The organism is Telluribacter sp., from assembly GCF_035998675.1.
Taxonomy (GTDB): domain Bacteria; phylum Bacteroidota; class Bacteroidia; order Cytophagales; family Spirosomataceae; genus Telluribacter.
Window position 1 is genome coordinate 49,636 of the sequence record NZ_DASYHI010000018.1, and the last position, 13,815, is coordinate 63,450.

The window sequence follows — 13,815 nt, forward strand, 5'->3', positions numbered from 1 at the left end:
CTTTATTTCCGGGCGGAGGTACTTAGGCAGGTACTTACCCGCTAATTATGAATATTTTAAAACAAAATGAATAAACAAAAAGTTAGAGTAAGATTTGCCCCTAGCCCAACGGGGCCGCTTCACATTGGCGGCGTCCGGACGGCCCTGTACAACTACCTGTTTGCCCGGCAGCAGGGCGGAGACATGCTACTCCGGATTGAGGATACCGACCAGAATCGCTACGTACCCGGTGCGGAAGAGTACATTCTGAAAGCCCTGGCCTGGGTGGGTATTCAAATCGACGAAGGCCCGCAGCAGGGTGGCCCACACGCGCCCTACCGGCAGTCGGAGCGGAAAGAGATGTACCGTCAGTACGCCGAGCGGCTGGTGCAGGAGGGCAAGGCCTACTACGCCTTTGATACCGCCGAAGAACTGGATGCCATGCGCAAGCGTCTGGAAGAAGCCAACGTTCCCGCTGCTCAGTACAACGCCATCACGCGTTTGCAGATGAACAATTCGCTGACGCTCTCCGCCGCCGAAACCCGGCACCGCCTCGATAGCGGTGACCCGTACGTAATCCGGATTAAGGTACAACCCAAGGACGACATCCGGTTCAACGACCTGATTCGCGGGTGGGTGGTAGTACATTCCTCGCAGGTGGACGATAAGGTACTACTCAAGTCAGACGGCATGCCTACCTACCACCTGGCCAACATCGTAGATGACCACCTGATGGGTATTACCCACGTGATACGGGGGGAAGAGTGGCTGCCGTCGGCGCCCCTGCACGTGCTGCTGTACCGCTACCTGGGCTGGGCCGATACCATGCCGCAGTTTGCCCACCTGCCCCTCCTGCTCAAACCCGACGGCAACGGCAAGCTCTCCAAGCGGGACGCCGACGTAGGAGGCTTCCCGATTTTTCCGCTGGAATGGACCGACCCCAAAACCGGCGACAAAGCCCTGGGCTTCCGGGAAGAAGGGTACCTGCCCGACGCTACCACTAACTTTCTGGCTTTCCTGGGCTGGAACCCCGGTACCGAGCAGGAGCTATTTACCCTGGACGACCTGATTCAGGCGTTCAGCTTTGACCGCGTACATAAGGCCGGCGCTCGCTTCGATATTCAAAAGGGAAAGTGGTTTAACCAGCAGTACCTCAAGCAGCAGGACGACGCGACCTTGGTCCGGGAGATACAACCGGTATTTAGCGGTAAGGGCATCCATATCACCGACGAGCAGGCGACCAAAATTGTCCAGTTGCTGAAAGAGCGGGTCTACTTCGCGCGGGAAATTGTGGACGAGTCGGCCTTTTTGTTCAGCGCTCCCGAAAGCTACGATGAAACTGTGGTAGCCAAGCGGTGGAACGAAGAAGCGTTACGTGCCATCGGTGGTTTCCGCGACGCGCTAAGTACCTACGAAGGTGAATTTACCGCTGATAACATCAAAGAACTCCTGCACCATACCCTGGAAAGCCTCGGCATCAAAGCGGGTAAAGTCATGCAGGCCCTGCGCCTGGCACTCACTGGCGTAGGAGCGGGCCCTGACCTGATGATTACGATGGAGATTCTGGGTAAGGAAGAGGTTATGCGCCGCCTGCAGCATGCCATTGATAAGTTGCCGGTGTAGTAGAATTGTTTTTTAGGTACATATTCAACGAAGGTCCTGACTGGAAGGCCCGAACCCTGTTCGGGCCTTCCAGTCAGGACTTTATTTGTTAGAAGTAGTCTTTGTTAAATTTATCTGGAAGATCACACGAACATTGACCCAGGTATAATTAATAGTGACAAAAGATAAAACTTCAATGAGCCTTCCGTACCTTACTTACTCACTCATTCACTCAATCACAACTCACTCAATGATTCTTCCCCTACCGCCCGCCCGTCTAAAACAACCAGGTATAGGGCAGTAGAACCGCTTACTGAAATCGGGTTGCCATTCGGCGGCAGGTTGTGTACTTTCGTGAAGGTGGCAGGTTTTTTTTGTTCTATACAAATCAGGTACTTAGTTTACGGTTCGGTACCTGTCCCACCCAAACTCAAACCACCTAACGCTATGGCGAAGAAAAAAAACACTGAAAACGAAAAGGACGAGAACGAACGCCCACGGGTTCACAAAGACCTGGAAGGTTTTGATATCCAGATCAACACCTTTGGGGAGATCAACACCAGCTACGATATGGACAAGATCAATGAGTTTCTGAATAAGAATGTAGATGATAAAAAACTTCGCGACCGCAACGACATACCCGGCCGCAAAACCCGGAAATCGAAACAAAAGCCGGAGGAGGGAGAGGAAGAAGAATAGTACTACGGCTTAATTATCAGCTACTTAACCAGTAAAACCACAAACCTTACATACCCATGACCTCACACGAAATTGATTACAAAATTATTGGTGAAGATATCCAGATCGTTGAAATAGAACTGGACCCCAACGAAACGGTGATTGCCGAAGCCGGTGCCATGCTGTTTATGGAAGACGGCATTCAGTTTGAAACCAAAATGGGCGACGGCTCGCAGGCCAACCAGAGTATCCTGGGCAAAGTATTTCAGGCCGGTACCCGTCTCATTACGGGTGAGTCGTTGTTTATGACCCACTTTACCAACCGCGGGTACGGCAAGCGCAAAGTAGCTTTTGCGGCGCCCTACCCAGGTACTATTATGCCCATTGACCTGAGCAAAATCTACGGCAACGAGTTGATTGTGCAGAAAGACGGCTTCCTGTGCGCTGCCCTGGGTACCAGCATGAATATCCACTTCAACCAGCGCATCGGCTCGGGCCTGTTTGGCGGCGAAGGATTTATCCTGCAGAAGCTGCGCGGCGACGGTATGGCCTTTGTACACGCCGGTGGTGTCATGATTGAGCGGCAGCTCAACAACGAAACCCTGCGGGTCGACACTGGCTGCGTGGTTGCCCTGGAGCCTACTCTGAGCTTTGATATTCAGCGTTCGGGCGGTCTTAAATCCATGATATTTGGCGGTGAAGGTATGTTCCTGGCTACCATTCGGGGTACCGGTCGCTGCTGGATCCAGTCCATGCCTATTTCCAAACTCATTGACCGCTTGTCGGTAGGTGGTCCCAACGCCAAAAAAGAGAGCGGATCGGTACTGGGTGGTTTGGGTAATCTGTTTGAAGATTAAGCCCGCTGACCGGCCCGGTACAGTAGCCCCGGTAACTGCGCAGGCAGTTACCGGGGCTGTTTTTTGGATACAATTAATACTGATTTTTCGGGTACTTTACATCCGGAATGGGCTTAAACCCGTATATATACTAAAATAAATGTTACACAGCGGGCAGAAATAGTTTTACTTTTGGTACTACTCATACTACTGACCTGCTACCAGATAAATGACTATGAACAACCTGACTAAAATAATTTTTGGCGTTTTTACCGTACTTCTCGTCGCTTGTGGTACTACGGCTCCCGCGTCCGACTCCGCCCCTTCTGATGTCAGCCATGACGTGTGGGACAAGCTGCTGAAAAAGCACGTGGATAATAAAGGAATGGTAGATTACAAAGGCTTCAAAGCCGACCGGGCCGAGCTAAAAAAATACCTGAAACAGCTGAGCAATAACGCGCCCAATCCCAAAACGTGGAGCAAAGACGAGCAACTTGCGTACTGGATCAATGCCTACAACGCCTACACCATTGACCTGGTACTGGAACATTATCCCATAAAAAGTATCAAGGATATTGGCTCTTCCATTAAAATTCCGTTTGTAAATACCCCCTGGGACATTAAGTTTATTGAAATAGGCGGGAAGAAAATGGACCTCAACAACATTGAGCACGGTATTATTCGTAAGCAGTTCGACGACCCCCGTTATCACTTTGCGCTGGTGTGCGCGGCACTGTCCTGCCCGCCCCTGCGCGACGAGGCCTATACACCCAAAGAACTGGACAAGCAGCTTGACGATCAGGGAAAAAGTTTTTTGAATAATCCCCGCACAAATGTCGTGACCAAGGACAAAGCCAGCGTTTCCAAGATTTTCGACTGGTACGGAGGAGACTTCAAGAAACAAATGTCCATTGAGAAGTGGATCAACAAGTACGCTTCAACTGACCTCAAAGAAGGAGGGTCTGTTTCCTATATGGAATACAAATGGCCGTTGAATGAACAATAGTAAAAAGTAGTACCCAGCCAATCCCACTTTAAGAGAGCCTATACCGGTATGGTATAGGCTTTTTTGTATTTCCGGGGTGTTTGTCCGGTTATCCGGCGGAAGTGCCGGTTGAAGTTGGACAGGGTATCAAAGCCACTTTCGTAGGCAATCTGGGAGATACTCAGCTTATCTTCCAGCAGCAACTTACAGGCCTGTCCGATCCGGATTTCGCTGACAAAGTCGGTAAAGGTTTTGTTGGCGCGGGTCTTGAAGTACCGGCAGAAAGCCGCCTCGCTCATACCGGCCAGCGAAGCGGCTTCGGTCAGGCGTATCTCCTGCTGGTAGTTTTGCATGACGTACTCGTGTACCTTCTGCATCCGCTCCGTTTCAGAAACCTTATGCGTATTGACGTAGCCAAAGCTGGCAATAGAGCTGCCTTCGGTGCTGTGCGCCAGTTCGTCGAGCAGCGCCAGCAGCCGCAGGATGCGCGGCAGGCCGTCCAGGTGAAGCAGCTCCGTTAGCTCTGACCGGATCTTTTGCCGCGCCCCGCCCACGTACTGAAACCCCCGCTTCGACTCTTCCAACAGCTGCGCAATGGGGTTTAGCTCGGGGCGGGTAAAGAAATCTTTCCCCAGAAAATCTTCCTGAAAATAAAGTACTATACCCCGGGTGGTCAGCTGCGCTCCTTCCTCAAAGTACCAGGCGTCGCTGCGCCAGAGGTGCGGTATATTCGGTCCCAGAAAAACGGTATCGCCGGGCTCAAACGGGGTAATAGAATCGCCGATGAAGCGGGTACCCGTGCCTTCCAGCACGGTGAAAAGCTGGTAGTGCGGGTGGAAGTGCCAGTTAGGGTCAAAATGCGGCTCCTGTAACTTCTGCACGGTAAAAGAGCGAACCTGACTTTCAATGGTTTTACGTAGAGCGGACTTCATCTGGCTAAATTTTATCTTAAAATTCGGGCTATTTTTATTTATAAGTCAAAATAAAGTCAGAACTAATCAATACCAGAAAAGTTTGTGGTACTTTTTTTTCGTAAAATTGTACTCTGGTTGTGAAGCTTTAAGCTGTATGCCTTAGGCAGTAGGCTCTTTTATGAAAAAAAGCAGTCTTGCCCGTTGTCTTGATACACGCTTTTTAGCTACTCTACGCGAATGAAATCAAACTCTCAAAGCATATAGCCTACAGCTTACGGCCTAAAGCATACAAAACATGAAATACAGTATGAATCTCCTCCTGTGGGGAACCCAGGTGGACGAGAGTCTTTTTCCTACGCTTGAACTCATTAAAGAAATTGGTTTTGAGGGCGTTGAAGTACCTATCTTTAATCCAAATCCGGATGCCTGGCACAGCTGGCGCAAAAAGCTGGACGAACTGGGGCTGCACCGCGAAGCCGATACTTTCTGCGGTGCCGACGTAAACCTCATCAGTCCCGATGCGGCCGTGCGTGCCCATGCGCTCGAGTACCTGAAGCGTTGCGTAGACTGTGCCGTAGTACTGGGTGCCGGCCGGCTCATGGGCCCTTACCACTCGGCCCTCGGGGTGTTTACGGGTAGTTCGGCTACGGCCGACGAATGGAAGTGCGGTGTCGAAGGTATCCAGATTCTGGCCGACTACGCGCAGCAGCAGGAGATTGTGCTGGGCATGGAGTACCTCAACCGCTTTGAAATGTACCTGACCAGCAGCAGCGACGAGCTGGCGCGTTTCGTGGATGAGGTGGATCACCCCAACTGCCGTATCATGTTTGATACCTTCCACGCCAATATTGAGGAAAAAAACATCGGAGACGCCATCCGGAAGTTAGGCGACCGCATTGAGTTTATTCAGCTCTCCGAAAACGACCGCTCTACCCCCGGCAAAGGCAACGTGGACTGGGCGGGCGTGTTCCGGGCTATCCAGGATATCAACTACGACGGCTGGCTGAGCATCGAAGCCTTCAGTCCCAAACTACCCGCCGCCAATATCTGGCGCCAGATGTTCGACTCGGAAGAACAACTCATGCGCGACGGACTGGCGTTTATTAAGTCAATGAGAGAAAGAGTGAATGAGTGAATGAGTGTTAGTAAGGAGGCTAATAACTAAGTACCTATTGATGAATCCCGGCTATAACCATTTTTGGAAAGCTCCATAGGAGCTACAACTTAGTAGTAACCAAATTTCAACCGGTAGTCTGAGCCCCGGAGGGGCGACACCTGCTAACTGTTACGTATCCTGAAACCATTTAGCTCCTGAAAAACAAAATCAATCAGCTAATACCTTTAACTACCAATGAAAAAGATTAACATAGCTATCGTTGGACTTGGGTTTGGGGCGGAATTTATCCCCATTTACCAGCGTCACCCGGACGTGAACATGTACGCCATCTGCCAACGCACGCAGTCAAAACTGAACGCCGTAGGGGACGAATTTGGTGTGGATGTACGCTACACCGACTACGATGAGCTGCTCAAAGACCCAAACGTAGACGCGGTTCACATCAACTCACCCATCCCCAACCACGCCGAGCAAACCCTGAAAGCCCTGCGGGCCGGTAAGCACGTGGCCTGTACGGTACCCATGGCTACGTCGGTGGAAGACTGCATGGAAATTGTGAAGGTATGCAAGGAAACGGGCCTGAAGTACATGATGATGGAAACGGTGGTTTACGCCCGGGAATTCCTGTTTGTCAAAGAAATGTACGAAAAAGGCGAGTTGGGTAAGGTACAATTCCTGAAGGCGAGCCACCAGCAGGACATGGACGGCTGGCCGGACTACTGGCCGGGTCTTCCCCCCATGCACTACGCTACCCACTGCGTAGGACCGGTGGCGGGCCTGCTCAAACTGGAAGCGGAGTATGTAAGCTGCTTCGGTTCGGGTACCATTCGTGAGGAACTGGCAAAGATCCACAACTCACCTTTTGCAGTGGAGTCGGCGCACATTAAGTTCAAGGACAGCGACCTGTCGGCCTACGTGTACCGTTCTTTGTTTGATACCGCCCGCCAGTACCGCGAGAGCTTCGAGGTTTACGGTAGCGAAAAATCATTTGAGTGGCCACTCATTGAAGGCGAAGACCCGGTAATACATACCGCCAAGAAACCCGAACACGAAATACCCGAGCGGGTCAAAACGCCCGACTACGCGCACCTGCTGCCGGAAGAAATCCAGCAGTTTACCGGACACGGGGTGTATAATCTGGATGAAAACGCCCACCTGTCATTTGTGCAGGGTGGCGGACACGGCGGTTCGCATCCGCACCTGGCCCACGAGTTTGTGCGGGCGCTCATCGAAGACCGCGACCCGTTCCCGAATGCCTGGCAGTCGGCCAACTGGACCAGCGTAGGAATCCTGGCGCACGAGTCGGCCCTGCAGGGTGGTAAACTCATTCAGTTACCTGATTTCAAAAATGCCTGATAAAATGACCCGTCCGAAGGTACTTCCTGCCTTCGGACAGGTACTTGCCTGATAATCATCAAAATAGTAGTAGGAGAATAGCCCTGACCAACCCTTTTATCCGAATACTTCCTTTTCATCTATCCCAATAGTCACTGCATGTGCCGGTACCTGTATTTCACGAAAACGCTCCTTTTGCTGCTGCTCAGCATGGGTTATTCGTATGGGGTAGAGGCTCAGTCGGCCAGTAGGCAGTATCCCTTGCGGCTCTGGTACCAGCAGCCGGCCGTACAGTGGACGCAGGCCTTGCCCGTGGGCAATGGTCGGCTGGGAGGGATGATTTACGGAGGAGTACCTACGGAGCAAATCCAATTCAACGAAGAAACCCTCTGGACCGGCAAGCCGCAGGATTCCTCCCATAAAGGAGCCCACCAGTACCTGCCCCAAATCCGGCAGCTACTCGCGGCAGGTAAACAGAAGGAGGCGGACTCGCTGGCTCTGCTGCACTTCATGGGTAATCCACTCCGGCAAATGGCCTACCAGGCCTTTGGTGACCTCTACCTCGACTTCCCCGGACACAGTACCTACTCGAAGTACCAGCGCGAGCTGGATATAGAAAAGGCGCTGGCGACGGTGTCCTATGAAGTAAATGGCGTGACCTACCGCCGCGAAGTACTTTCCAGTAATCCCGACCAGACTATAGCCATTCGGCTAACGGCTAGCAAAGCCAAAGCACTCAACTTTACCGCCCGTTTCGACGCGCTGCACGATCAGAAATCGGTAGAGGCAAAGGGCAATGAGCTGCGGCTGAACGTAAAAGTGAAAGATGGTGCTCTCGAGGCCGTAGCGCGGGTGAAGGTACTTACGGATGGAAAGGTGACGCAGGAAAACGGCGTCCTGCGCATTAGGAACGCCAGCCAGGCCACCCTCTTTCTGACGGCGGCTACCAACTACCTACGCTATGATAACATTAGTGGCAATCCGGCGGCACTATCAGAAGCCAGCCTCAAAAAGGTTTCGGATTATGAGAAAGTAAAAAAGGCCCACACGCAGGATTACCAGCAACTCTACAACCGCTTTGCCATTCAGCTGCCCGGAAGTACTACCGCCGAAGTACCTACCGACCAGCGGCTGATTCAATTTAAAAGTACTAAGAACGACCCCGGACTGCTGGCGTTGTACGTGCAGTACGCCCGTTACCTGCTCATTGCCTCGAGTAGGCCGGGTACCCAGCCCGCCAACCTGCAGGGCATCTGGAATGAGAGCCTGACGCCCCCCTGGGACAGCAAGTGGACGGTGAATATCAATACCGAAATGAACTACTGGCCCGCCGAACTGACAGGGCTGCCGGAATGCCACGAGCCGCTGTTCGCCATGATAAAGGATGTGTCGGAAACCGGCCAAAAGGTAGCCCGTGAACATTACAACCTGGACGGCTGGGTACTGCACCACAACACCGACATCTGGCGGGGTGCCGCTCCCATCAATGCCGCCGACCACGGTATCTGGGTGTCGGGCGGAGCCTGGCTGAGCCTGCACCTCTGGCAGCACTACCTGTTTACGCAGGATAAAGAATTTTTACAAAAGACGGGCTACCCGCTCATGAAGGGGGCTGCTCAGTTTTTTACCAATTTCCTGACCGAAGACCCCAAAACCGGCTGGCTCATCAGCACCCCGTCCAATTCGCCCGAAAACGGCGGACTGGTAGCCGGACCTACCATGGACCACCAGATTATCCGGGAGCTGTTCCGGGCCTGCGTGGAAGCCGCCGGAGTACTGCAGACTGACGCAGCCTTTGCAACGAAATTAAAAACGTTGGTGCCCCGCATTGCTCCGAACCAGATTGGTCGGTATGGTCAACTGCAGGAGTGGCTGACCGACCTGGACGACCCCAAAAACAAGCACCGCCACGTGTCGCACCTCTGGGGATTGTACCCGGGGAACGAAATTAATCCGGTCCAAACGCCCGATTTGTTCAAAGCGGCGCAGAAGTCACTGGAATTTCGGGGCGACGACGGTACCGGCTGGAGCCTGGCGTGGAAAATCAACTTCTGGGCGCGATTTCTGGACGGCGACCACGCCTACAGAATGATTACCCTGCTGCTGAATCCGGTGTTTGATTCAGATAAGAAAAATACGGGAGGAGGTTCCTACGCAAACCTGTTTGACGCGCACCCCCCATTTCAGATTGACGGAAATTTCGGCGGAGCCGCCGGTATACTCGAACTCCTGGTGCAGAGCCATCTGGATGAGGTAAATCTGCTGCCGGCCCTACCCGCAGCCCTGCCATCAGGTACCGTGTCGGGGCTGGTGGCCCGGGGTGGATTTGTGCTGGATTTAGATTGGAAAGACAATAAATTACAGGCGGTTAGGGTTGTTTCCAAAGCCGGAAAGCCCTGTACCCTACGCTATAAAGATAAGACAGTCACCTTCCCGACTGAAACGGGGAAGACCTACCGTTTCAACGGAGAACTGGTAATACTTAATTAAGCATTTGAACAAACCTGGTATATAATGAAGAAGATCGCTCTATCATTTGGATTGATGCTGGTAGCTCTGCTCGTGGGTTGTGCGGTGCAGCAATCCGCAAAAACGAGCAGTACTGCTCAGGAAACAGCAGTAAAGCCGCGGCGTCTGGAAATACTCTTTCTGGGAGATAACGGCCACCACCGCCCCATTGACCGGGTACCCACCATCATGGCGGCGCTGGGTGCCAGGGGGATTAACTTTACCTACACCGACCGGCTGCAGGACCTGAACGCGGAGAACCTCAACAAGTACGACGCCCTGATGCTATTTGCCAACTGGGACTCCATTGCTCCTCCGCAGGCGCAGGCGTTGCTGGACTTTGTAGCTTCCGGCAAAGGCTTCTTGCCCATTCACTGCGCTTCGTACTGCTTCCGTAACAATGCCGAAGTAGTAAAGCTGATGGGCGGGCAGTTCTGGCGTCACACCTGGGACACCATTCAGCCGGTCTGGACCAAGCCTGACCACCCGGCCATAGCGGGCGTGCAGCCCTTTAAAACGGTTGATGAAACCTACCTGCACACCCTGTTGCAGCCCGATAACATTGTCCTGACTGAGCGCATTATCGGGGCTGACCAAGCCAAAGACAAGCCCGGCCAAACCAAGGAGCCTTACACCTGGGTGCGTAACCACGGCAAAGGACGCGTATTCTATACCGCCTACGGCCACGATGAGCGTACCTGGTCGCAGCCTGAGTTTCAGAACATGATTGAGAAAGGTATACTGTGGGCGGTGAACGACGAGGCCCGGCAGGCCCACGCGGCGCTGAAGCCGCAGCCTTTTGCCTACCGAGAAGCCAAACTACCTAACTACGAGCAGCGCCCCGGCCCGCAGCTGCAGCAACTGCCCCTGTCGCCCGAGGAGTCGGTGAAGCATATTCAGGTACCCGTTGATTTTACCCTGGAAGTATTCGCGCACGAGCCGGACGTGATGCACCCCATTGCGATGTCGTGGGATGAGCGCGGACGCCTTTACGTATTAATTACCAAAGACTACCCCAACGAGCGTAAGGACACCGGCGGTAGTGACTATATCCTGATTTGTGAAGATACCAACAAGGACGGCAAGGCCGACAAGTTCACCCGCTTCGCCGACGGACTGAGTATCCCGACGGGGATGGTTTTCGCCAACGACGGTTTGATTGTTTCGCAAGCCCCGCATATGCTGTACCTGCAGGATACCGACGGCGACGACAAAGCCGATGTACGTAAAGTGCTGTTTTCGGGCTTTGGTACCGGCGATACCCACGCCGGTCCTTCCAATTTGCACTACGGTTTCGACAACTGGATTTACGGCTCAGTAGGGTACTCAGGCTTTAAAGGTAAATTCGGCACTAAAGATTCGCTGAACTTCGGTCAGGCGCTGTTCCGGTTCCGTCCCGATGGTTCCGACATGGAACTGATGACCCGTACCTCCAACAATACCTGGGGACTGGGCTTCAACGAAGCCGGTGACCTCTTTGGTTCGACGGCCAATAACTCGCACGGCTGGTACATGGCCATTCCGCACCGCTACTTCGGCGAGAGCCGGGCGGACAACGGCAGCCGCAGCACCGATACCCACAAGGACATGAAGCCTATTACCCCCAAAGTACGTCAGGTGGATGTATTCGGTGGTTTTACGGCGGCGGCCGGTCATAACTTTTATACCGCCCGGGCTTACCCTAAAAAGTACTGGAACACCGTTGCCTTCGTGTCGGAGCCCACTGGTCATGTACTGCACCAGAACGTAATGGTCAAAAAAGGTACTGACTACGTGGATACCGAAGGCTTCAACCTGCTGGCCGGAGCCGACGAGTGGGTGTCGCCCGTATTTGCCGAGGTAGGTCCCGATGGGGCCGTGTGGGTAGCCGACTGGTATAGCTTCATTATCCAGCATAACCCTACGCCAAGAGGCTTTCAGAACGGTACCGGTAACGCCTACGACACCGACCTCCGCGACTATACCCACGGACGTCTGTACCGCATCGCGTACAAGAATGCCCCGGCTTATACACCCGTTACGCTGAGCAAGAACCGTCCGGAGGAACTGGTCGCTACCCTCAAAAATACCAATATGCTCTGGCGTCGCCACGCGCAGCGAATGCTGGTAGAGCGCGGCAATCCCGACGTAGTACCCCAGCTGATTGCTCTGGTAAAAGATAATTCGGTTGATGAAATCGGGCTGAATACCGCCGCCATCCACGCTCTCTGGGCCCTGCACGGTTTAGGTACTTTGAGCGGTCAGGATAATCCGGCTCTGCAGGCGGCTACCGCCGCCCTGAAGCACCCGAGCGCAGCAGTTCGCAAGACCGCCGTTCAGGTACTTCCCCGTACTGCCGCCACGGCTCAGGCCCTGATGCAAACCAACGCCCTGAATGATAAGGAGCCACTGGTGGTACTAAACTCGCTGCTGGCCTTTACCGAAACTCCGCTGACGCCCGCTATCGAAAAGGCGGTACTGGCCCGCATGGAGCAGTCGACTGAGGCGGACGACCGCTGGATGCCCGATGTATTCGCGGTAGCTATGAACGCGCACGGGGGTAAAATGCGCCAGCAGTACCTGGCCAGCCGCAAGGCGAAGGCTAACCAGGCGGGTAGCCAGTCCGCTTCTGCCAAAGCCGGCATGGACCACAGTACTATGAATCACGCGGGGCAGCAGGCGAATAAGCCGGCGGCTGAGCTGGTACAAGGTACTTCCGAACTGGCTATTACCAACATCACCATTGAGCCCGGTACTCCCTACGTACGGGAGTACGCCCGGGTAGTAGTTGAAATTACCAACCAGGGTAGTGTGGCGGTTCCCAAAGACGTAGTACCCGTGGTAAACGTAGAGGTACGCGGCGGTGGATTGAACATCAATTACGTGAGCAAAAACCTGAATAAAGGTATTGCTCCGGGTGAAACTATTCAGCTTTCTGAGGGGAACAACGGTCCTTGGCGCGCCAACTTCGGCTTCACTTCCGAGCAAGCCGGTAAGGTACAGGTAACGGCCATCATTGACCTGGATAACGTAGTACCCGAAAAAGAAGAAAACCGCAACAACCGCCTCAGCAAGAGCTTTGAGGTACGTCGGCTGGATAAACTGTCGGACTTCGCTCTCGAACGCGCCGCCCGCAGCTACGCTTCCTTCGCCCCGGGCGACTCGGTACTGACGCTGCTGAAAACCGCGCAGACTCTCGATGCCGACGGACGGCTGGCGGTTGTGAAAGGAGTAGTAGGCGGCTGGAACGTGAAGCGTAAGGAAGCAGGGAACGAGGCCGCCCGCACGCTGCTGACCAGCCTGAAGAAAGAATTACCATCCGACCTGACTCAGCGCATGGCGGGCCTGCTGGAATCTTTCGGAGTGAAAGACGATGCTCCCGCCGACCCGAACATGCAGGTGGTACATATAAAGGCCGTACCGGAGGCGATGAAGTTTGATAAGACCGAGTTTGCGGTTATAGCCGGCAAACCCGTTGAAATTGTCTTTGAGAATCCCGACGCCATGCAGCATAACTTTGTGCTGGGTAAGCCCAAGACCCTGGAAATAATAGGAGCCGCGGCCGACAAGATGATCACGGCCAAGGATGGCGCCGAAAAGAACTACGTACCGTCTATCCCGCAGGTAATCATCGCTACCCCGCTGCTGAATCCGGACCAGACCTACCGACTGAGATTCACGGCTCCCGCTGAACCGGGCAGCTATCCGTTCGTGTGTACGTTTCCCGGCCACTGGCGCTTAATGAAGGGCGTGATGACCGTCACCAAAGAACAGGCGATGAATAGCACGAAATAATAGTATAAGTACCAATGAATAGCTCCCGCCCTCACTCAGCTTTTGAGTAACGGCGGGAGTTTTTATTTAGACAAAACAGATTTCATT

Annotated in this window: 9 protein-coding genes; 8 read left to right on the plus strand and 1 reads right to left on the minus strand. The window is 53.5% G+C overall.

The window, feature by feature from the left end; translation table 11 throughout:
• The first annotated feature begins 66 nt into the window (after positions 1-66).
• From gltX to VGN67_RS10900, 4 genes are all read left to right on the plus strand, one after another.
• Positions 67-1,602 carry a glutamate--tRNA ligase gene (gene gltX, locus VGN67_RS10885; protein WP_327486850.1) on the plus strand — a complete coding sequence of 512 codons (1,536 nt, stop codon included), beginning with the start codon at positions 67-69 and terminating at the stop codon, positions 1,600-1,602.
• 426 nt (positions 1,603-2,028) lie between these two features.
• Positions 2,029-2,280, plus strand: coding sequence for a hypothetical protein (locus VGN67_RS10890; protein WP_327486851.1), 252 nt, complete (start codon positions 2,029-2,031; stop codon positions 2,278-2,280).
• Positions 2,281-2,336: 56 nt separating this feature from the next.
• The gene (locus VGN67_RS10895; RefSeq protein WP_327486852.1) at positions 2,337-3,116 is read left to right on the plus strand and encodes a TIGR00266 family protein; all 780 of its coding nucleotides are present in this window, start codon (positions 2,337-2,339) and stop codon (positions 3,114-3,116) included.
• Between the two features lie 214 nt (positions 3,117-3,330).
• Positions 3,331-4,101, plus strand: coding sequence for a DUF547 domain-containing protein (locus VGN67_RS10900; RefSeq protein WP_327486853.1), 771 nt, complete (start codon positions 3,331-3,333; stop codon positions 4,099-4,101).
• Between the two features lie 38 nt (positions 4,102-4,139).
• Here the strand turns inward: VGN67_RS10900 and VGN67_RS10905 are convergent, their stop codons facing one another.
• Entirely contained in the window at positions 4,140-5,012 is an 873-nt protein-coding gene (locus VGN67_RS10905; protein ID WP_327486854.1) for an AraC family transcriptional regulator, read from the minus strand.
• 289 nt (positions 5,013-5,301) lie between these two features.
• Here VGN67_RS10905 and VGN67_RS10910 point away from each other — a divergent pair, with 289 nt between their 5' ends.
• The 4 genes from VGN67_RS10910 (at position 5,302) to VGN67_RS10925 (ending at position 13,728) form a co-directional block, all read left to right on the plus strand.
• Positions 5,302-6,129, plus strand: coding sequence for a sugar phosphate isomerase/epimerase family protein (locus VGN67_RS10910; RefSeq protein WP_327486855.1), 828 nt, complete (start codon positions 5,302-5,304; stop codon positions 6,127-6,129).
• A gap of 216 nt (positions 6,130-6,345) precedes the next feature.
• Positions 6,346-7,467: a Gfo/Idh/MocA family oxidoreductase gene (locus tag VGN67_RS10915; protein ID WP_327486856.1), complete on the plus strand. Its 1,122-nt coding sequence runs from the start codon at positions 6,346-6,348 to the stop codon at positions 7,465-7,467.
• A 189-nt stretch (positions 7,468-7,656) separates the two neighbouring features.
• Positions 7,657-9,936 (plus strand): glycoside hydrolase family 95 protein, encoded by a 2,280-nt coding sequence (locus VGN67_RS10920; protein WP_327486857.1) that lies wholly within the window; start codon positions 7,657-7,659, stop codon positions 9,934-9,936.
• A 24-nt stretch (positions 9,937-9,960) separates the two neighbouring features.
• Complete coding sequence (locus VGN67_RS10925) at positions 9,961-13,728, plus strand: PVC-type heme-binding CxxCH protein (RefSeq protein ID WP_327486858.1); 3,768 nt, start codon at positions 9,961-9,963, stop codon at positions 13,726-13,728.
• The last annotated feature ends 87 nt before the right edge of the window (positions 13,729-13,815 follow it).